This is a genomic window from Aureispira sp. CCB-QB1 (assembly GCF_000724545.1).
Lineage (GTDB): Bacteria > Bacteroidota > Bacteroidia > Chitinophagales > Saprospiraceae > Aureispira.
Window position 1 is genome coordinate 17968 of the sequence record NZ_JHBV01000039.1, and the last position, 22429, is coordinate 40396.

Here is a 22429-nt window from a genome sequence, read left to right on the forward strand (position 1 = left end):
TGTTTAATGTGGTTAATTATACTCTTCTAAAAGTTCGTATTCTTGGCTTTCTAAAGGAAACCATTGTTTCATTAACTTAGGCAATAAACTATCTAATATAAAATAGCTAGCAACAGACAAAGCAATGATAATCAGCAAAAGTCTAAAAGAGGAAGAACTAGTGAAGCCTTTTCTTTTGTGTTTGCTGTCTGAATATTTATAATTTCCAAACTCTTGGCGAATGCGCATTTTTGTCAAATCGCCATCTGCATTTTGGTTTTGTCTACTTTTTATACGACGTTCTAAAGCTTCTTTGTCAGCGTCATAAAAACGAGGCTTATAGCCAAATTCTCTGGGTTTAAATTTTGTAGTACTATTAAATAACTTTAACATAAGGTCATTTTTTGAACAAAATAATACAATCAAGCATCTAAAACATAGGATTCATACGATGCATTGCAAATAGCAAAATGATAATTATAAAAAACATCATCGCAATTAAAACATAAGCAATCCCTTGTTCTCCACGTCGATTGACAGCTTGTTTTTGAGCAACGGAAGTAGAAGCTGTTGATGTTGCAATAGGTTTACGGGGAGATTTTGTTTTTGTTTTTTTCTTTTGGGGCTTTTTTTCTATTGTGTGTTTGTCTTTTTGTTGTTTCGTTGTCTCCAAAAGCCCATCTTGACGTTGTTTGACGGCAGCTTTTTGAGGTGAATAATCTAAGTTTTTGAGGGCTAGGTTTTTGGTACTTGTCTTGTTAGAATGGCTATTACTAGCTTTGAGTGTTAATGTTAATCGTTCTTGCGTAACATCTATTTCAGAGAGTCGAATGGTTTGAGTACCATTCGAAGCAACCTGCCCAATTAAATTAATTTCAACCAACTCGGCATTTAAAACTTCCCAAGAAATGGTTAACAAGTCGTTTTTTCGGACCGATTTTTTGGAAGCAAAAAAAGAAGCAATGACAGGGGCAGGTCCCGCTAATATTTCATTGACTTCTGCATCCAATTCTTTGCTCAAAGCTTTGTCATACCTAAATCGTTTGTGATCATCACTCAATACTTCATAGGCTTCTTTAATTTTGCCATAATGCATGACAAAAAAGGGATCGTTACCGTTTTCTTTAGGATGAAATTTGAGCGATAGTTTTTGATAAGCTCGTTGAATTTCGGATAGGGTAGCGTTTTTGGAGATGCCTAATATGTAATAATAGTCTTTCACAGAACAAATATACATTTTTTTAAGGGAAGAAGGAAGTGGTTTTTTAAGTAAAACTACTCAAAAGAAAAATTTAATCTAAGCTTAATTCGTTGTCGGTTGTTCTGGCGGGATACCACAAGGCAAGGCAATGCTAGCCAATCGACCAATGAATGCCAAATCATCCCTTAGTTGTTTTCTTCTAAGCTCTTCGGCATAAAAAGCAGCTTGATATTCTAAGTCTACACGAATCTTGTTAAACTTCGTATGGTTTGATTCCATTTTTTGTAACGTTTGGTTCAAGGCTTGTGCCGTTATCGGTTGAGGATTTAGGCGTACTCGAATGGTGGGGGTGACTTTAAAATTAGTTTGGTCATGAAAAGCCTCTTTTCCCTGATAGGCAACAACGACAGCCTGTGCGGTTTGCATTTTTTTATAGAGCAGAAAAGGGTCACCACGATAGCCCTCTTTAAATAATTCTTTATCGGCACTTTTGAAGGCAAAAATACTACTGATATTGGGATCGACACTATAAACGTGTACTCGATCGTATTGTTTGCCATTGGTAACACGAATTTCTAAATCAAACTTATCCAAAGGCTTTAGAGTTTCGGCTACAGTGATCCAACCCATTTTATCTAGCTTGAAACCAAATTTATTCAAACGGTAAGTTGCTCGTTTTTGTAAAACTTTTTGATAGTCTGTTCGTATTTTTTTTGCAGCCTTAGCTTTCTTTTCAAGCTCTTTATCCAATGCTTTTTTGAGTTCAACTAATTGTGTTCTTGTTTTTTTGAGCTGTTGGCTATAATAATTACCTAAATTCTTAACAGAAGGAGGCAAGTCTTTTATATTGCCCAAGTTTTCTCTAGCAAAGGCTTTGAATTGCATCTGATAATCAGAATTGCTGCCTAGTAATTGAGCAACTTTTTCGTCACAACGTGCCATATCCCAATCTAGGTGGTTGATATAAATATCCAAGGCAGCTTGTTCTCTAGCCAAATGGAGGTAGTGCAGGCGTTGTTCAAAAGCTTTGGTGGCAATTAAGGTATTGGCAAACTGTCTTTTTTTGATCACTTTGATGGCACTAGGGTCTATACCTGTGCAGCTTATAATGGAATCTATACCATGGTCAGCATGACTGCCTTCATCTTGAAAAAAATTAAAACTTGTGTTGGGCAAGGCTGGTTTTTTCTGTGAATTTCTATCATGAGGATACATGGCACCAAAACTATAATACAAGCTATCTAAAAGTGCTGTAGTCGCTACTTTATAATTGCGAAAAGGCAAATGTTTTTGTGCGGTATTGGCAAAGTTTGGGGGTAAAAAATCAAGTTCTTCCAGATCAACAGGAATTAAATATTGTTTGGGTGGGGTAGGCTTTAGCCATTGCATTTCTCCTTGAGGATTGCGAATTCCTTCAAAAATAAGCGGATTTTTTAGTTCTGTTTGTCGATTAGTTGCGATATAAACGGGATTACTTTGATTAAATGCGAGTTGTTCACCATCGGCAGTAGCATTGATAAAAAGTGTTGCCCCATTTTTTAAGACAGCATCTTTGTACTGACCACTAATGTTTGACTGAATTTGCTCTTCTAAATTAGCAATATCTGTTACCTCTATGGTAATTTCTTTTTCTACGATACGTCCATTTTTGTCTCGAAATGCTCCCTTGGGAATAGACAAGATGGTGCCGTTGGTAGTTTCTACAACATGATCCTCCAAGCCACTTAGCTTAAAAAATTCACTTTTTTTGAATGTTTCTATAAAAGGGTCGCCAGGGTGGTATTTTATTTTTTCTGTGAAGGCATTTATATCAATGGCAACCTTAGAATCGGTATTGGAGTCATCAGAGTTACAAGCTATAAATGCAATCGTCAGTAGGCAGAATATTAAATATGGTTTCATGAGTATGGATTTTATTATGATTAAGATGAGTGTCGTTCTCTAAAATGTTATTAATAAAGATGTATTTATGATCGTTTTTGGTGCTTTTGGGAATAAGAACTACATCATTTGCAGTTGCACCAACCGTTGATAAATGCCTTTGGCTGCCAACAATTCCTGATGAGTGCCCTGTTCAACAATTTTTCCTTCTTGCAACACCACAATTTTGTCTACATGTTGGATGGTCGAAAGGCGATGTGCAATGACAATCGAAGTTCGATTTTGCATCACTCGAAGCAATGCTTCTTGAACCAATCGTTCGGAAGCAGAATCTAGGGCAGATGTTGCTTCGTCTAAAATGAGGATTGGTGGATTTCTGAGAATGGCCCTTGCAATCGTAATGCGCTGTCGTTGTCCTCCACTTAGTTTATTGCCTCGATCTCCAATAGAGGTTTGATACCCTTGTTCCATTTGAACAATAAACTCGTGGGCATTGGCAATTTTGGCAGCCGCTTCAACTTCTTCTTTTCGAACATTTTCTAAGCCAAATACAATATTATTATAAATGGTATCATTAAAAAGAATTGCTTCTTGAGAAACCATACTCATCAATCCTCGAAGCGCTTTGAGTTGGTAGTTTTTGATATTAATACCATCCAACAAAATTTCACCTTCTGTTAAATCATAAAAACGAGGAATTAAGTCAATTAAGGTTGATTTTCCAGCGCCAGAAGCTCCAACTAAGGCAATCGAGCTGCCTTTGGGAATAGTTAAGTTAATATCGTGTAGGATTGTTCGCTCTTGGTTGTACTGAAAATGGACATTTTTAAAGCTGATTTCTTTGGAGAAATTTTGTATGTTTTGAGCATTGGGCAAATCATCAATACCAATAGGCGCGTTCAAAATGTCGTTGATACGCTCAATTGCTGCGCTTCCTTTTTGAATGGCATAATAGGCACTAGAAAATGATTTTGCAGGATCAATAATATTGTAAAACATACTAATAAACACCACAAATGTAGAGGCTTCAAAGGTACCTTGAAAAACTAGAGAACCGCCAAACATTAAAAGTACGACAACAACCGAAACGCCTAAAAATTCAGTTAGGGGAGAGGATAAATCTTTGCGGCGCATAATGCGTACCATCGTTTGTTCATAATGATGATTTTCTGTTTCAAAGTTATTTTCTTGATACCTTTCTGCGTTAAAAGCACGCACAATTCTAAGTCCTCCTAGTGCCTCGTCCAAAATAGAAAGTAAACGACCTTGAGATTCTTGGGCAGCAGTAGATTTTCGTTTTAATGTCCGAGCAATCCCTCCTATAATCAAACCCACAAATAAGATTAAAATAAATGAAAATCCAGTTAATAAGGGGCTAATATAAAGCATGACAAGCAAAGAGCCTATAATCATGATGGGAGAACGAACAACTGTTTCTACAGATTGCAAGACAGACCATTGAATTTCCTGCACATCAATGGTTATCCTTGACATTAAGTCCCCTTTGCGTTCTTCTGAAAAATAGGAAAGTGGCAAGTACAAGAGTTTTTCAAAAACCGCTTTTCGAATTCTTTTTTCAATGCCATATCGAACCGGTGTCATGACGTACAGTGCCAAGTATCGAAATAAATTTTTGAACAAAAAAGTACCCACTACAATAGCAGAAACTAAAATCAATCCCGCTTCTTTGCCGTTTTCAATGATGTACTGATTCAAACTAGTATTAAAATACTGTTTCCAGCCAGCAATAAAACCTTGTTCCGTTACAGCACTATGTGTTATGGCTTCTGTTGCAAATAAAATGTCTAAAAATGGCTTTAGAACCAAAAAAGAAGCAATGGTAAATAAGGCGGCAAGAATATTAAAAAGCACATTTAGAGCCGCATAAGATTTATAAAATTGTAGATAGTGTAATGTCTTTAGAAAATGCTGCATTCATTTTGGTTTATTAGAAAAGTAATACGCTATAATTTGTGGTGCTATTCTATCGAAATAGAATATTTGAGAATGTACTAAGCCAAAGAACGTTATTTTTTGGTTGGTTAGAGAGAATACGGTCTGGATTTTTTGATTCGGTACTTATTTCGGTACTTTTTTGAAAGCCCAATCAACTTAGTGGATTTGTTGTTCATTACTCCGTTGAAAAATCGTATTAGTTTGATTATCAGTAAGATGTACTTTTGCTAACCTTTGCACTAAAAGACTGATAATCAAACTAATGCAAGATGCTTTTTTACGTTTTTCGTAGGAAAACTAAAAAATCAACGGAGTATTAGTTGTTGTAAGATGAGGAATTAATTGGTTTGGTTTTAATGTTTTGGTTATCATTGTTTTATGTGTTGGTTTCGTTCTCTTTAAATGATTGTAAGTATACTGTTCAAAAAAAATAAAAAAAAAGTAGACGAAAAAGCAACTTTATGAAAACAATTATCGTTTATGGGCATATTCTGATCGTGTTCAGTGTAATTTTATTAAATTAATTTAATTATCCTATGCGTTGAGTTTTATGTAAAAGTTGTTGGTAATTCATTAATAAAAATAACTTTTAGAAACAGTTCTCCCCTCAACGCTTTTATCCTTTTTCTTTTTAATTTTAAACTTAAAATCTAAGTACTATGAAATACTTGGTAATGGTCGCTGCTACGCTTATGTTAAGTGTAGGGCAAGGAAATGGACAGATGGCTACTTCTATTGATGTGGTAGATGTTCCTAAAAAAGTGCTGGCTACTTTTAACAAAAATGGCAAGGTTGAGCAAGTCGATTGGACATTGGAAAAAGAGCAGTATATTGCCAGTTTCTACGATGAAACGAAATTGGTTTTTCTGCAACTTTATTATAATGAAGAAGGCAAATGGTTGAAAACTCAAAAAGAGTTGGAAGAAGATAAGTTGCCAACGCCTATTGCGACTAGTTTGAGCGAAATTTATGGAGAAAATTATGCCATTCTGTTGATTACAGAAGCTTCATATCCAGACAAAGTAGAGTATCAAGTTGAGATTGAGTATTCAGAAGAAATGCTACAATTGTTGTTTGATAAGAATGGCAAATTGCTATCAAAAGTAGCGCTTGAAGAAGAAATTGAAATATTTGAAGATGAGGATTGATGTTATTACTGCTATGTAAATATTAGAACAATATAGAGTAACTGATCGTGTAATGAACTTATTTCGGAATAAAGCAATTTTGTTTTATTCCGATTTTTTATTTTTTTTAATCCGAATTTTAGAATGAAATACTATCCAATTTGCACCTTTAAAGAATTTTATGTAGATGTCTCAGTAGCAAAGAGGGAGCTAACGGAATGGTGGAACTGGAAATTATGGAATCCTTTGTGCCTTGTTGAGACCAACCCTAAAGATGATTCGTTGAAACTTCGGTTTAGTACAGAATTATTCAAAGATATACGTACTGTATGGACCTTGTCTATAAACAGTCTGTCAGAAGATGTTGTTATAACAAGTAGACCTTTAGGGAATGGAGATTTAAATTTGACGTGGAACATAACAATTAAAGGAAAAAATAAGGAACAATTATTAATTAGTACTATTTTGCTAGAGGGTAATTTAGCAGGGCTTTACTACGAGCGTTATGCCGTTTGTTGGACGAAGCTGTTAAAAAATATGAATCGCGATTTTATTCATTATTTGAATCGAAAATATTTAAGTACAACCTTTATGGTAGAGGATGGATGTACGGAGTATTATCCTATTGTGTGAGATTAATATTTCATAGAATTTAATGCTTAAGGTGGTTGTCGATGAACTATATTCCTACTGCGTAGTATTGATTTTGTACATTTTGTTTCATGAGCGTTACGCCATTGATTATTTGAATCTTCTGGAAGGAAATTCGCCAAGTATTAATAACAAAAGCTAGATGAAAAAAACATTTATACAAGCCTTAGCCATTGTAACGATTATGATTTTTAAGCGTTACAAAATCCATCTGTTAAACAACAATCAGATAGAATGGGTAAAAGAAATAGATGTTGCTTTTGTGGATGTTTTGTTAAATTATGTTTATTTTCTTTTGATACTTAGTTTTGCCAAAGGAGCTATTTTCTTTTGGTATCGAAAAAGCAAGAAAATCCCTCAAGAAAGATCTGACAATATTATTTTGGGGGTGAACAATATTCATGCTTTGGTTGTCGGAGTGGTAACTGTCCTAACAGGGCTTGCCTTGATGGGAATTGATGTGAAAGCCTTTTTTGCTTCATTGAGTATCATAGCAGCCGCTATTGCTATTATTTCGAAGGACTATATTTCCAACGTCATAGGAGGAATGCTGATTGCCTTTTCGAATGATGTGAATCTTGGAGATTATATCAAGGTAGGGGGCAACAAAGGGAAGGTAATAGATATGTCGATTACCATGTTTAGTTTGTTGACGGACGATGATGATGTGGTTATTATTCCGAATAATATGGTATATGCTTTGGATGTTATTAATTATACCAAAAGAGCTATAAAAAAGACCAGTATAGAGTTTGAAATAAGTTTAGACGCAATTGCTACAGTGAGTCAGTTAGAAGCAGATTTAATTGCTACTTTAAACGAATTTGACCCTATTATTCAAAGTGATTCTTACAACCTAAAAGCAGTGGGAATTAAAAAAGACTATGTAGAATTTAAGTTTCAATATATTTTAGATATACCCGACCGAGAGAAAGAAAAAGATATTCGAAAGAAAGTAATTCGGAGAGTAGTACAAATTATCAAAAAAGTTGATTCTTCTCTGTAAAGAGACATTGACAGACATATATATTTAGCGAACACACAATTCCATTTTTGGAAAAAAAACAATCATGAACAGAAAAATCCAAGTTATTCAACCAGGCACTTTTGAAGGAGAAAATCATTGGTATCCAAAGGCTTTAAATGCGACCATTCATCCAATGGTTAGCTTTTTTTTGAACCTAGATACTAAGCGAATTATCAATCGTTATTGCCATTTGCATCCCAAAGTGAATCGAGAAAAGCTATCAGAAATTTTAACATACAAATGCAAGCATTTTTTGTGGTGTGGGGCAGATTTAATTAATGCTACTTCTGCGAATGGTTTTAAAAGAATGGTTGTGATTGAAAATAATTCAAGTCCATCAGGGCAAAAATCAATGCCATTGTTGGATGATAACAAGGAAGATGGTTCGTACCGTTTGTTGGTAGAGCGAACATTTAAGCCTTATATTAGAAATAAAAAAGGGAAAGCAAAGGTAGAGGGGAAACTAGCTGTCCTATATGATAAAAACTTCATGGAGGTATCTGGTTATGGACATGTTATCTCTGATGTAATGGGAGAAGAGTGCTTTTTGGTACCTTACTTCTATGGAGAAGACAACAAGCATATAAAAGTAGAGGATGATCAAATGCATTTTCAAACAGAAGATGGTACTTGGCATCCATTAAGAGCTGTTTTTCGCTATGTAACTCAACGTCCTTGGACAAGGTTTCCGTTACATTCTAAAACTAAGATTTTAAATCCAATTGCTGCTTGTTTGGCGGGAGGTCGTAACAAAATGGTTGCTGCCAAAGCTTATGATTTGTACAATGCACAATTAGAGCCTTATGGTTTGCAAATTAATATTCCAGAAACAATATGGGATGTGAATAAAGCTGAAATTCCATTATGGGTAACCAAAATGGGAGGGCATGCGGTTATTAAAATTCCTTATAGCAACGCTGGGCAAGGTGTCTTCACGATTACGAGTGAAGAGGAGTTGGATGCTTTTATGGAAATGGAGTTTGATTATGAACGTTTTATTGTTCAAAGTCTAATAGGGAATTATAATTGGAGTTCGACAGGCAATAAAGGAAAGTTTTATCATGTAGGGACAATTCCCAATCAAAAAGGCGAAACTTTTGTCACGGATATTCGAATGATGGCAAGCAGTACTGTAGATGGTATTCGCCCTTTGTGTGTTTACTCTCGAAGAGCAGCAAAACCGTTGGTAGATCACCTCAAAGAAGGTGCTGAATCTTGGGATATGCTAGGTACCAATTTATCTGTAAAAGAAGGAACTAATGTTTGGTCAAGTGATACCAATCGCCTGATGTTAATGGATCGTCGAGACTTTAATAAATTAGGAATAGGTTTAGATGATTTGATAGAATGCTATATTCAGACGGTATTATCTATGGTTGCTATTGATAAAATGTGTATTAAGTTATATAATAGCAAAGGTAAATTTAGAATGCGTTTGTTCAAATCTTTAAATGACGATGCCACTTTGTTGAATGAAATATTAGAAGGAAATGAAAAAGTATAATTTTTTGGTGTTAACAGAACATACAAAGCACAGCGATCAAAATTCTTTGTATGCATTGGTAGCTGAACTTGCTAGACATGAAGAATCAGGGCAAGTATATGTTGCCAGTCGAGGCAATGCTAAAAATAAGTGTTTTTTTGAAGACAGAACATCGTCTGAAGTAGAAGCTACTCTGGCGACTTCTTCTTTTGCTTTTCAAAGCGATGGAGCTCAGTTCTTAGAGGACACTACGACAATAGACATTCAATCGGTCGATGTTGTTTTTATGCGCTTGCCAAGACCTGCTACGGATGAGTTTTTGGAGCATTTGGTAAGCATAGCACCAAAGCAAGTATTTGTCAATAACCCCAAAGGTATTGTCAAAACAAGTACCAAGGAGTTTTTATTGAACTTCCCATCGGTATGCCCGCCAATGAAGTTTTGCCGATCTGTCATAGATGTGCTCAACTTTGCTTCCAAATATCCTATTGTGCTGAAGCCATTGCGAGAATATGGAGGAAAAGGGGTGGTAAAAGTGCAAGACCATTATGTTTTTGCAGGAGATGGTCGTCCTCAACCTATCAAAGAGTATTTGATGGAAATCAAACAAGAATTGGAAACCAATGGATATTTGGCAATGAAATTCTTGAAGAATGTATCGGAAGGTGACAAGCGCATTTTGGTTGTAAATGGTGAGATTCTAGCGAGTTCTTTGCGCTTGCCTGCACCAGATTCTTGGTTGTGTAATGTTGCACAGGGAGGAACTTCGGTGCCTTCTACTGTTAGCCCAGAAGAAGTGGAAATTATTGAACAAATAACTCCTACGCTATTAAAAGAGGGAATTGTAATGTTTGGTGCAGATACCTTGGTGGGAGATGATGGAAAACGGATCTTGTCGGAAGTAAATACGTTGAGTATAGGCGGTTTCCCACAAGCAGCAGAGCAAACAGGAACTCCTGTCGTTAAAAAGGCAATTAATAATATAATAGCTTATGTCAATAGTCAACAACCTAGGGCTTAAGTTCGTTGCAAACACGCAGTAGCAGCGCAGCTAACTAAAAGCAAAGTGCTCATGAAGTAATCTACAGCGTATTAATTTTACTAAATTAAGAATTTATAGTTAATGGAAGAACCTAAGGTAATTCAGCAATTTAATTTGTCTGATACCCCCCCTAAATCTATTCGACACTATTGGGTCGATTTAATTACGGATGGCATGAACAATCCTATGCGTGTGCCGATTATGGTAGCAAGAGGTAGTCAAGATTTTCCGATCTTAGGACTCACAGCAGCCGTTCATGGCAATGAATTGAATGGCATTCCTGTGATTCAGCGTTTGTTTTCAGAAATAGAGGTAGAGGATTTAAAAGGAACAATAGTGGGAGTTCCTGTTGTTAATATTCCTTCATTTGTACGCAAAAAAAGGCGTTTTAATGATGGAGTCGATCTCAATCATATTATGCCAGGCAAAGCAGATGGAAACGTGAGTCAAGTATATGCTTACCGTTTCTTTCATAAGCTAGTCAAGCATTTCGATTATTTGTTGGATTTGCACACTGCTAGTTTAGGGCGAATCAACTCTTACTATGTTAGAGCAGATATGAAACATCCTGTTACTAGAAAATTAGCGATGCTTCAAGGAGCGCAGTTGATTGTGCATAATCCTCCTTCAGATGGTACATTGAGAGGGGCAGCAGATGAAATTGATATTCCTGCTATTACACTGGAAGTGGGGAATCCCAATACGTTTCAACGTAAGATGATTAAGTCTGGAATTATTGGAGTACACAATGTGTTGTCTTATTTAGAAATGACAGACGACGAAGCAATAATGCCTGAAATTCCAACTGTAGTATGTCAGCGATCTTATTGGATTTATACTGATATAGGGGGCTTGCTGCAAGTGCATGTAGATTTGATGGAAAGAGTAGAGGAGGGAACATTGATTGCTTCGATGCGAGATGTGTTTGGCAATTTGGTAAAAGAGTATTTTGCGCCAGAAGATGGTGTTGTAATCGGAAAAAGTGTTAGTCCTGTGAATCAAACTGGAGGACGTATTTTACACTTGGGCATCGTTAGGAAAAATACATAATCTCAAAAAGAAACAAATAACCCAGTTAAGTGTATCAATAAACTTAACTGGGTTGATAAATTTTATACCTGTATTCTAAAAAAAGTTTTGATTGCTGAATTAAAATGACGAATTTCGCTCTGCCAAATTCAAATGTTTGAATAGGGTGGAAAAATGGATTATTGGATATAGCTATTCTTGCCTTAAGCAAGAAAAGAATGCTCTAAATAGATAAATGAAGAACACGTATACAGACTTAATAGAACAAAGCTATTATTTTCCTCAAGAGGGCTTTGATTTGAACAATGAATATTTGACTTTTCATGGGGTGTCTCTCAAATATTTGATTGAAAAATACGGCACACCCTTTAAATTTATATACCTGCCCAAAATCGGGGACCAGATAAAAAAAGCTCGAAATCTATTTAAACGAGCCATTAAAAAGAACAAATACCAAGGGAATTACCACTTTTGTTACTGTACTAAGTGTAATCACTTTTATCACGTTGTTAGTGAGGCTTTAAAGCATAAGGTCAATTTGGAAACTTCTTCTTCTTTTGATATTGATTTAATTCTGAAATTATACAAAGAGAAAAAACTCAACAAAAAGTGCATCATTCTTCACAATGGTTATAAAACAGATGAATATCTACGAAAAATCCTAGAGCTAAATGAAATGGGATTCGAAAACTCTGTTATCATTTTGGATAGTACCGATGAGCTGACACGAATCGAAGCGATTAGTAAGGAGAATACCAAAAAAATTAAGATTGGCGTTCGAATGGCAATCAATGAGGAAGCTCAATCGGCTTATTATACGTCTCGATTAGGTATTCCACAAAAAGAGATGTTGGACTTTTTTCACAATCGAATCAAAGATAATGACAAATTTGAGTTAAAAATGTTGCACTTTTTTGTCGATTCGGGAATCAAAGATACTTTGTATTATTGGGGAGAATTTCAACGTGCCTTGAGTCTGTACATTGAGATGAAAAAAGATGCGCCCAAATTGTCTTCTTTTAATTTAGGTGGTGGCTTCCCAATTCGAAATCACTTAGGGTTTGAGTATGATTACGAATATATGATCAATGAAATAGTGAGCAATATCAAAGAAGCTTGCGCCCAAGAAGGGATAGAAGAACCTAATATTTTTACAGAGTTTGGAAAGTATACGGTAGGAGAGTCAGGAGCGATTATTTTTGAGGTTTTAGAACAAAAACAGCAGAACGATACAGAAGCTTGGTATATTATTAATAATAGCTTGATGAATACGATTCCTGATGCTTGGTCTATTCACGAAAAATTTATTCTGCTGCCAATCAACAAATGGTCAAACAACTATCAGCGAGTCAATATAGGAGGTATTAGTTGCGATCACTCAGATTACTACAATTCCGAAGATTTTAATCAAGAAATCCTTTTGCCCAAATATCCCAAAGATGATAAGGAGCCATTGTATTTAGGCTTTTTTCATACGGGAGCTTATCAAGATGCGATTAGTGGATACGGAGGCATCAAACATTGCTTAATTCCTTCGCCCAAACAAGTAATTATTGATCGGGATGAGAAAGGAAACTTCATAGATTATGTTTATCGAGAGGAGCAATCTGTTCAAGAAATGTTTAAGATTTTGGGCTATTGAGTGTAGCACAAGACTAGTGTTAATTGAGATTCGTATGGCTTATTCTGTCGTGTTTGGTAATGGTAAAATTTACTAGAATAAGTTAATTGTTTAATGCATTGGTAGTGAGAAATATAGTTAAAATAAAACAGTTTATGAAATATTTAATTTGTTAAGAATAGAAGATTTTTTTCATAAAATCACCCAATTGGCTTGGAAGTGTAAAATATTTTATATCTTGAGCCTATCATGGGTTTTAGGGTTTAGTTTTCTGGTCAAGTTGCTCCTGCAACTTGGCCTTTTTTTTTAATTTAAATAAAAAGGAGACCAGTGAAAATACTACTAACAAAAATAGGGATTTATTGGCTATTGTTACTGGGCTTAGTCCCGATTGTAACAGCCCAAGAAAAAGCCACACCTCCTAAAATCCCTTATGCACCTTATGGAGGCGTATTTACCCCCAAAGGAACCTTGCGAGTACTGCTAGTTTTTGTTACTTATAAAGATAATAATACCGCAAATCCTGCCTTTGAAAATCAAAAAAATCCACTACCTCGTTGGAATTATAGCGAAAATAATAAACTACCCGATTTTGTTAATCCGAAAACAGGAGCTTGCCCCAATTACATTTTTAATTCTGCTTCCGATTTTGAACAAGAAATGGATTTGGTGGCAAATAATTTTTCAAAGGAATTTGCCTTAATGTCTAATGGAAAATTTAAAATGATAGGGGAGGTATTTACAAATGCAGAAGGAAAACCCACAGTGGTAGAAATTGATCCAGCTGGAGGTTATTCGTGGACGCACCTTAATGGACGTGCTGTAGAGGCAATGCAAAAGATAAATCCTAAAATGGATTATTCCCGTTTTGATCAGCGTAAAAACTTACCTAATTTTAAATTTGATAATTCGGATACCACACAACATAAACCAGATAAAATTATAGATTTTGTCGTATTTGTTCATCGCTACAACAAAGGTTGGAATCAAGAACCCAAGCCAGGAATGCGAGGATGGGTTGGTTCAGGAGGTGGTTTTGCATCTACAGGTGTCTTGCCCCAAAATACAGTGAATGGCTATCGGATAGCAGAAGGATTCACGATGACGTATAATTCTGGAGTTTTTATACACGAAGTTGCTCATGTTTTGTTTAATGCACCTCATATAATGGGAGTTAATAATGTTGTTGGGAATTATTTTTATCTGCTGAGTGCTGGTTGGGGGGTTATGGCGCCGAATAGTATCTTTTCTGGGTTTAATGCTTGGGAACGTTGGTATGTTGGATTTATTGATTTGGTAGCAGACATACAGAAGCCAAAAGATGTGGAAGAACAGCCTATTTTTGTCTTGAGAGATTTTTTCACAACAGGTGATGCTATGCGAATCAAAATACCTTTTTCGGGTGGGCAATATCTTTGGCTAGAGAACCATGCTAAGTTGCACGAATTGGATGAACATCCATGGAGTGGCAAAGTATTGGGCAAAGGCGACACGGTTGCTCGTTCTGCAGCAGGAATTTATGCTTATGTAGAAGGGATTGAAAGCAGCCGAAATACGATCTTTTCGGCTTTGTCGGATCGAGCCAATGGAATTAAAGTACTGCATGCTGGAGGAAATTACGACTACTACATGTACGAAGATATACCAGACCAAAGAAATAATTGGGGAAATGTGATGAAAAGCTTTCGGAGATTGGAAGAAAATCCTATATCTGGAACAAACAATTTGTATCGTTATCCTTATGATAACAACAAAGATGGCGTTATTAAGATTGATCCCAATTACAACTCTAGTAAAACAGAATGGTATGCCCCTATTTTTAGAGAGGAAATTAGTCCTGACTCTTTTGTTAATTTGTATGGTTGTTTTGGAGTGTACGATGCCAAGAAGTCGGAAGGTTATATAGGTCCTGTTGCCTTTAAAGATGGGGACTATCTGGATTTGAATTCTAATCCAATGCCTTTGAATTATCCTCGTTATGACCTTAAAAAGAACAAATTAGCCCCTTACATTTTGAATGGTTTAGCGTTAAAGTTTTCTGCAATAGAAAATAGTTCTGATATGCAGGTAGAGGTACGATTTGAAGAAGTTAAGTTATGCCAGAATAAGCGTTGGACTGGAAATATAGAATTGCCTGATATAACCAAAGATGAACGCCCAGACTTGGAACTCGCCAATTGTGTGCAGTTGGTGTTGAATAAAAGTGGTACTGTCAACACACATGTTCAAACAACAGCAGGTGACTTTATTCATCCGACGGTTTTTACAGTAAAAAAAGGAGCCACATTGTATTTGAATAAACGCTCAAAACTAATTCTCGAAGATGCAACTACGTTGATTGTAGAGGAGGGAGGAAAGGTCGTTTTAGGTCAGCAGGCTCAAATTGTAGTTAAACCAAATGCAAAACTAATTATAGATGAGGATATGCTTCAAATGGGGAAGCATGCAAAAGTCATTAGACAAGGGCAAAAATAGGTTTTCGAGCCTTTGTTTAGATTTATTCTAAATAGAGATAGGTGTTAACAAAACGCTAAAATAGATACAGGAAAACGAAACGAAATTTTATATTTGCAGCACGTCTGATATCTATTGTCAGAATTTAATCATTTATTTACATTATATTAATTTATATACAAGCTATATGACACTCTCAACAGGTCTTATCTTTGGTATAATTTTCATTTTGATGTTTATTGTTGTAATGGCAACAGTATCAGAAGGTTTGGTGAAAATCGCAGCAAAACATCACGGTGAAAATCCAGAGAACTACGGCGTCTTACCAAATGACTTGCCAAGTATGCTTAAACGAGGTGAAGGTTCCCCTGATTATGTTTCTCACAACGATCATTTTATTGATTTAAAAAAGGGTTTTGATATTAACCTTTTAGGAGAAGCATCATTGGAGCGTGGAATTGAATCCGTACACTCCTCAACTTATGCGCTAAAACCAAAGGATTTTATAGGCATGATGCCAATTCCTAAAGTGGTTGTAGAAGAAGGAGGCGCTCTAAAAGCTGGAGACGTTCTTTTTTATGATAAAAAACGCCCAGAAATTAAATATGCAGCACCTGTTAGTGGAGAAATGCTAAAAATCCAAAGAGGAGAAAAGCGTTCGATTAATGAGGTGGTTATTTTGGCAGATAAAGAGATTGAATACCGTTCGTACAATCTTCCAGATTTGAATACTGTAAGCCGTGAAGAATTAGTGGCTTTCTTGTTAGATTCTGGAGCTTGGCCTTTTATTCGTCAGCGTCCATTTGATATTGTGGCAGAGCACGAAAAAACGCCTAAGTCTATCTTTGTAACAACATTTGACACGGCACCATTGGCACCAAGTTTCAACCTAACTGTTCAAGGGAAAGAAGCTGACTTCCAAAAAGGTTTGGATGTATTGGCAAAATTGACAGATGGTGCTTTGCACTTAGGATTGGACGGTAGAGGAAACCAAAACCCTTCAAAAGCATTTACTGATGCTACGGGTGTTGAAAAACACTGGTTCAATGGTCCTCACCCAGCAGGAAATGTAGGGGTACACATTCATCACATCGATCCACTAAATACAGGTGAAACAGTGTGGCACTTGGACGTACATGGAGTATTAGTGATTGGTACTTTATTTAATAAAGGTATTTTTGATACAGAACGTGTCATTGCGTTGACAGGATATGAAATGCCAAATCCTCGTTATATCAGAGCACACCAAGGACTTTGTATTGAAAAATTAGTTGCAGAGGTTAAATTTGAAGAACAAATAGCAACAACAGATAAAGAAGGAAAACCAGTAAGTGGAACTAGAAAAGCAGTTCGTTTAATTTCTGGAGATCCATTGACTGGAAAAGAAATTACTCCAAATGGTTATTTGGGCTTCTTTGACGACCAAATTATGACCATTGAAGAGGGAGATTACTACGAATTATTTGGTTGGTTATTGCCAAGAACAGGACACCCAACACAGAATCGTACTTTCCCAGGTGCTTTTGTACCTAGCTCTGTCTACAAAGCGGATACTCAACAAAATGGAGAGCACAGAGCATTTGTGGTTTCTGGAGAATACGAAAGTGTTTTGCCAATGGATATCTACCTACAATATTTGCTAAGAGCTGTTCAAGCCAATGACTTTGAAAGAATGGAAGGTTTGGGAATCTTAGAATTGGGTGAAGAAGATGTGGCTTTGTGTGAGTATGTATGTACTTCTAAGCATCCTGTTCAAAAAACACTTCGTCAAGGATTGGATATGTTAAGAGAGCAGGGATAGTTACTTGCTGCTGAGATAAAAATAAAATTAATAATAGAAACGAATACTAATAATAAAGTAACCTTATGGGACTTTTTGATGTAGAATTTTGGAAAAAGATAGAGCCTAGCAAAGATAAAAAATTTGCTCACGGTCTTTACGACGGTGTATTTACGCTCTTTTTTAAGCCGAATGAGGTAAACCACACTGGTACTCATATTAAGGGTCCAATGGACCTGAAACGTTTGATGATACATGTTGTAATTGCATTACAAGCTTGTTATCTAATCGGGTCATACAATATTGGCCACCAACATTTTTTAGCACTAGGCGAACACACAGGTGTTTTGGATGCAGTCCATCTAAAATTAGTCATTGGTTTGATGTCTATTTTGCCTTTGTTTATTGTATCTAACTTAGTAGGTTTGGCTATTGAGTTTTACTTTGCGTCACAAAAAGGGCATCCGATAGAGGAGGGGTATTTGGTAACAGGTGCCTTGATTCCTTTGATTATGCCACCAGATGTTCCGTTGTGGATGTTGACACTGTCTATTATTTTTGCTGTATTGTTGGCAAAAGAGGCTTTTGGAGGAACAGGAATGAACGTGGTTAATATAGCTTTGATGGCACGTGCCTTTATTTTCTTTGCTTATCCTACTGAAATTTCTGGAGATGCTCCATGGGTATCTGCAATTGATTTTAATAATGGAGTAACAGACTATAGCTTCTTGCATACTATGTTTAATGGTTTGTTTGAGAGTTTGGGATGGAGTACTTTTATTAATGGACAACCTTTGTTAGAGTCTTTTACTGGTGCAACACCATTGGTATTGGCTAGAACAGGTGGATGGGAAGCCGTTACAGAAGTGTATTCTTCTACAGCAATGTTTGTTGGAGGAATTCCTGGTTGTGTTGGTGAAACTTCAAAATTAGCCATTATTCTAGGTATTGCTATCTTGTTGGTAACTCGTGTTGCTAGTTGGAGAATTATGTTCTCAATGGCATTGGGAGTTGCTGTAACAGGTATGTTGTTTAATGTATGGGGCTTCAATGCTTATATGGATGTACCTTGGTATAACCACTTCTTGATGGGAGGTTTGATGTTTGCTTTGGCATTTATGGCAACCGATCCTGTTACTGCTTGTGGAACCAATACAGGAAAATGGATTTATGGATTCTTGATTGGTTTCTTCGGAATGGTTATTCGTGTGATGAATCCTGCTTACGCAGAAGGATGGATGTTGGCAATCTTGTTGATGAACGTATTTGCGCCAACAATTGATTTCTATGTAGTAGATGCAAATATTAATAGACGTTTAAAAAGAGCTAAAGCTGAATAAAAATGGGAGAGAAAAAAGAAATGAATGTTTACGCGTATGTATTTATGATTACATCCGTAACCGCTTTAATCTTATCGCTTTTGTATACTAGTCTCAATCCAATTTTTGAAGCTAATAAAGCGGAAGCTAAAAAAGTAGCTATTTTGAGTTGTTTACCCGACTCTATGGATTTAGACAAACCAGAAGTTGTACAGGATGCTTACGGAAAAGTAAAAATGTATGCTGTAACAGAAAGTGGTAAAGTTTATACCAACGATGATTTAGAAAAAATCAATGACTTGGCTACCAATGGAGCCAAAAAATACGGTGCATTAGCAGAGCTAGACTTGGCTAATGAGGAAAAAAGAAAGGAAGAAAACCGTTTGTATCCAGTCTATGAGTACGATGGTGCAGAAGGAAAAACTTACGTTGTTGCTATTCGTGGAAATGGTCTTTGGGACAAAATCTGGGGATACATTGCCCTTAAATCTGATTTGAATACAATTGCTGGTGTTTACTTTGACCACAAAAATGAAACACCAGGTTTGGGTGCCGAAATTAAGGATAGCGATAAGTTCAAGGCTCAATTTATTGGGAAGAAAGTTTTTGAAGGAGAGAATGTAGCGTTGACGGTACTAAAGCGTCCTAAAAAAGGAGAGCATTATGTAACAGGTATTTCTGGTGCCACAATTACTAGTGATGGGGTTACTGAAATGTTCCGAAAAGGAATGAGTAAGTACGAAACGCACTTTGAGCAGTTGAAAAATAAAAAATAAATTGCGATTCGCAATCGAATAAAAAAAATTATAAACTATAAATAATTATAGCGCAATGGCTGATACTATAGTTGATTCAAAAAAACAAGGAGGATTACTTGGAAAGCAAGAAATGAAGCTTCTTAAAGATCCATTACACAGTAATAATCCAATTACCATCCAAGTTTTGGGAATTTGTTCTGCTTTGGCTGTAACAGGTTCTGTTTACAAATCTTTGGTTATGGCAGTAGCACTAATTTTTGTATGTGCTGCTTCTAGTTTAATTATTTCTTTGTTGAGAAATTCTATTCCTAGTTCTATTCGTATGATTGTACAATTACTTGTTATTGCAGGTTTGGTACAAATTGTAGAAATTGTATTAGGAGCATTTGCTTATACTGCGTACGTAGAACTTTCTGTATTTATTGGTCTTATTATCACCAACTGTATTGTAATGGGGCGTTTGGAAGCCTTTGCTATGGGAAACAACCCTTGGCAATCATTCTTAGATGGTGTTGGTAATGGACTAGGCTATGGTTGGATTTTGGTAGCTATGGCAGTAGTACGTGAGTTGTTTGGTAAAGGTACATTCATGGGATGGGAAATTCTATCACCAGATTGGTACGTTGCCAATAACTTGATGGTTTTACCTGCTTCTTCTTTATTTGTAATTGGTGTCTTTATCTGGATACAACGTGCATTAGATCCTGAATTAGTAGATAAATCTTAATTCATACCAATCAACTTAACATCTTGTAAAAATAATATTACTATAAATCTAACGATAAAATGGGCGAGACATTAAATATATTTATCAAAGCGGCCTTTATTGATAACATGATTTTGGCATATTTCTTAGGAATGTGTTCTTATCTGGCAGTATCCAAAACAGTTAAAACAGCTGTAGGTCTAGGATTAGCAGTTATCTTTGTATTGGGAATTACAATGCCTATCAACTGGGCAATCAATACCTATCTTTTGTCTGATGGTGCAATCATTGAAGGAATCAACCTGACTTTTTTGCGCTTAATTTTGTTTATTGCTGTAATTGCGTCTATGGTGCAATTGGTAGAGATGATCATTGAGAAGGTCTCTCCTGCATTATATAACTCACTAGGAATTTTCCTTCCTCTGATTACTGTAAACTGTGCCATTCTTGGAGGTTCTCTGTTTATGGTATCTAGAGAGTATGGATTTGCTGAATCAGTTTCTTTTGGTTTAGGATCTGGATTTGGTTGGTTCTTGGCGATTGTTGCAATTGCTTCTATTCGTGAAAAATTGCGTACTGCTGATGTTCCTCCTGCATTGAGAGGACTGGGTATTGCATTTATCATTACAGGACTAATGGGAATTGCCTTTATGAGCTTGGCTGGATTAAACCCTGGCGATTTTAATTAATTATGACTTCTTCTTTATAGAGAAGACTTAAGAGCTGATTAGTAAAAAAAATCATACTTATGTTATTAATATCTAATATTTACTTAATACCAATATCAATAGTTGTATTCTCTGTATTGATTTTGGTTCTATCATCAGGATTGTTAGCCGCAAGAAAACGACTGTTGCCACAAGGTGATGTAACGTTGTCCATTAATGGAGATAAAGAAATTGAGGTTAAGCCTGGTGCTACTTTGTTGGGCGCATTGTCAACAGATAATATCTTCTTGCCATCTGCTTGTGGTGGTGGTGGAACTTGTGCCATGTGTAAATGTCAAGTAATCTCTGGTGGTGGAGAGCCTTTAGCAACAGAAATGAATCACTTGACACGTAAAGAAGCTGCTGAACATTGGCGTTTGGCTTGTCAGGTAAAAGTTCGTTCTGACATGGAGGTGGAAGTTCCTGCCGAAATCTTTGGTATCAAAAAATGGGAATGTGAAGTTATTTCAAACTACAACGTGGCTACATTTATCAAAGAATTCGTCGTAAGAGTTCCTGAGCCAGTATCTTTTGAAGCTGGGGGATACATCCAAATTGATGTACCAGCAATTACTGTAGATTATAAGGATATGAACATTGATTCGCATCCAAGAATGGGGAAAGCCAAAGATGAGTTTGAAGCAGAATGGAATGCTTTGGATATGCGTCAATTTACAATGGTTAATGAGGAGCCTATCTTCCGTGCTTACTCAATGGCCAACCACCCTAAAGAGGCAGAAGAGCAACAAATTATTATGTTGAACATTCGTGTAGCACCACCACCACCAATTTTCCATGTGGTAGATGGTAAGCGTCAATTCAAAGAATACATGGATGTAAATCCTGGAATTTGTTCTTCTTATGTATTTGGTTGCAAACCTGGAGATAAAGTTACTATTTCTGGTCCTTATGGTGAATTCCATATCAAGCCAACCAAAAAAGAAATGGTTTATATTGGAGGTGGTGCAGGTATGGCTCCATTGCGTTCGCACTTATTCCACCTATTCCATACCTTAAAAACAAGAGATCGTAAAGTTTGTTATTGGTATGGAGGTCGTGCTCCTCGTGAGTTGTTCTACATTGATGACTTTAGACAAATTGAAGCAGAATTCGATAACTTCTCTTTCTTCATTACTATTGATAGAGACCCACAAGATCCTAACTGGGTAGAGAAAAAAGATATCCATGATGAAAATGGAAACTGTTTCTTTGGTTTTGTAATGCCTGAGTTGAAGAGACATTATTTAGATCAACACCCTGAGCCAGAAGAAATCGAATACTACTTCTGTGGTCCTCCAATGATGGCTCAATCTATCTTTACAGCCCTAGACCAATTGGGCGTTCCTAAAGAAAACATTGCATTTGATGACTTTGGTGAGTAATCCTTGCTAGAATTATCATAGTTCAAATATAGGCACCTTTCACATCTTGTGGAAGGTGCTTTTTATTTTTTAGATATTAGAATTGGGAGAAGTAATAAAACTGATTTTATAGGTTTAATGTATTGTTTTTGTGTAGTACAATGTTTTGGCTACCAATTTCTTATACTTATTGAAAAAGATTGAATTGCTGAAAAAGACATTATTTTTGACTTTTATGATAGTGGTAGAGGTTTTACTTTTGTTGGTTTATAGAGTATTGGTAGCACACTAGGTTAGTTTGTGCTCTATTAATAATTTGATAAACAACCTATTAATTACAATTTATA

General features: G+C 36.1%; 18 protein-coding genes. 14 read left to right on the top strand and 4 right to left on the bottom strand.

Going from position 1 to position 22429, the window contains the following annotated elements:
* Nucleotides 1-12 precede the first annotated feature (12 nt).
* The 4 genes from CG11_RS19535 to CG11_RS19550 all read right to left on the bottom strand — a co-directional run bounded on the left by CG11_RS19535 (nt 13) and on the right by CG11_RS19550 (nt 4996).
* Nucleotides 13-372, bottom strand: coding sequence for a hypothetical protein (locus CG11_RS19535; protein ID WP_052598524.1), 360 nt, complete (start codon nt 370-372; stop codon nt 13-15).
* 37 nt (nt 373-409) lie between these two features.
* Nucleotides 410-1201, bottom strand: a complete 792-nt coding sequence (locus CG11_RS19540) for a J domain-containing protein (protein ID WP_197043888.1) — start codon at nt 1199-1201, stop codon at nt 410-412.
* 81 nt (nt 1202-1282) lie between these two features.
* Complete coding sequence (locus tag CG11_RS19545) at nt 1283-3082, bottom strand: hypothetical protein (protein WP_052598526.1); 1800 nt, start codon at nt 3080-3082, stop codon at nt 1283-1285.
* A 99-nt stretch (nt 3083-3181) separates the two neighbouring features.
* Nucleotides 3182-4996 (bottom strand): ABC transporter ATP-binding protein, encoded by a 1815-nt coding sequence (locus CG11_RS19550; RefSeq protein ID WP_052598527.1) that lies wholly within the window; start codon nt 4994-4996, stop codon nt 3182-3184.
* Between the two features lie 680 nt (nt 4997-5676).
* Here CG11_RS19550 and CG11_RS19555 point away from each other — a divergent pair.
* The 14 genes from CG11_RS19555 (at nt 5677) to nqrF (ending at nt 22103) form a co-directional block, all read left to right on the top strand.
* Nucleotides 5677-6165 carry a PepSY-like domain-containing protein gene (locus CG11_RS19555; RefSeq protein ID WP_052598528.1) on the top strand — a complete coding sequence of 163 codons (489 nt, stop codon included), beginning with the start codon at nt 5677-5679 and terminating at the stop codon, nt 6163-6165.
* Between the two features lie 123 nt (nt 6166-6288).
* Entirely contained in the window at nt 6289-6777 is a 489-nt protein-coding gene (locus CG11_RS19560) for a hypothetical protein (RefSeq protein WP_052598529.1), read from the top strand.
* A 160-nt stretch (nt 6778-6937) separates the two neighbouring features.
* The gene (locus tag CG11_RS19565; protein ID WP_052598530.1) at nt 6938-7801 is read left to right on the top strand and encodes a mechanosensitive ion channel domain-containing protein; all 864 of its coding nucleotides are present in this window, start codon (nt 6938-6940) and stop codon (nt 7799-7801) included.
* Nucleotides 7802-7865: 64 nt separating this feature from the next.
* Nucleotides 7866-9326, top strand: a complete 1461-nt coding sequence (locus CG11_RS19570) for a hypothetical protein (RefSeq protein ID WP_052598531.1) — start codon at nt 7866-7868, stop codon at nt 9324-9326.
* Nucleotides 9313-10326 (top strand): RimK family alpha-L-glutamate ligase, encoded by a 1014-nt coding sequence (locus CG11_RS19575; protein ID WP_052598532.1) that lies wholly within the window; start codon nt 9313-9315, stop codon nt 10324-10326. Before CG11_RS19570 ends, CG11_RS19575 begins: the two co-directional genes overlap by 14 nt.
* A gap of 102 nt (nt 10327-10428) precedes the next feature.
* Nucleotides 10429-11397, top strand: a complete 969-nt coding sequence (locus tag CG11_RS19580) for a succinylglutamate desuccinylase/aspartoacylase family protein (protein ID WP_052598533.1) — start codon at nt 10429-10431, stop codon at nt 11395-11397.
* A gap of 214 nt (nt 11398-11611) precedes the next feature.
* Nucleotides 11612-13018, top strand: a complete 1407-nt coding sequence (locus tag CG11_RS19585; protein ID WP_052598534.1) for a decarboxylase — start codon at nt 11612-11614, stop codon at nt 13016-13018.
* 309 nt (nt 13019-13327) lie between these two features.
* Nucleotides 13328-15472 carry a hypothetical protein gene (locus tag CG11_RS19590; protein ID WP_052598535.1) on the top strand — a complete coding sequence of 715 codons (2145 nt, stop codon included), beginning with the start codon at nt 13328-13330 and terminating at the stop codon, nt 15470-15472.
* A gap of 166 nt (nt 15473-15638) precedes the next feature.
* Complete coding sequence (locus CG11_RS19595) at nt 15639-17252, top strand: Na(+)-translocating NADH-quinone reductase subunit A (protein WP_052598536.1); 1614 nt, start codon at nt 15639-15641, stop codon at nt 17250-17252.
* 65 nt (nt 17253-17317) lie between these two features.
* On the top strand, nt 17318-18571 hold the full coding sequence (locus CG11_RS19600) for an NADH:ubiquinone reductase (Na(+)-transporting) subunit B (RefSeq protein WP_052598537.1): 1254 nt from the start codon (nt 17318-17320) through the stop codon (nt 18569-18571).
* Between the two features lie 2 nt (nt 18572-18573).
* The gene (gene nqrC, locus CG11_RS19605; protein WP_052598538.1) at nt 18574-19326 is read left to right on the top strand and encodes an NADH:ubiquinone reductase (Na(+)-transporting) subunit C; all 753 of its coding nucleotides are present in this window, start codon (nt 18574-18576) and stop codon (nt 19324-19326) included.
* 55 nt (nt 19327-19381) lie between these two features.
* Entirely contained in the window at nt 19382-20035 is a 654-nt protein-coding gene (locus tag CG11_RS19610) for an NADH:ubiquinone reductase (Na(+)-transporting) subunit D (protein ID WP_052598539.1), read from the top strand.
* Between the two features lie 59 nt (nt 20036-20094).
* Nucleotides 20095-20703 carry an NADH:ubiquinone reductase (Na(+)-transporting) subunit E gene (gene nqrE, locus CG11_RS19615; RefSeq protein ID WP_052598540.1) on the top strand — a complete coding sequence of 203 codons (609 nt, stop codon included), beginning with the start codon at nt 20095-20097 and terminating at the stop codon, nt 20701-20703.
* A gap of 59 nt (nt 20704-20762) precedes the next feature.
* Nucleotides 20763-22103, top strand: a complete 1341-nt coding sequence (gene nqrF / locus CG11_RS19620) for an NADH:ubiquinone reductase (Na(+)-transporting) subunit F (protein WP_052598541.1) — start codon at nt 20763-20765, stop codon at nt 22101-22103.
* Nucleotides 22104-22429: the final 326 nt, after the last annotated feature.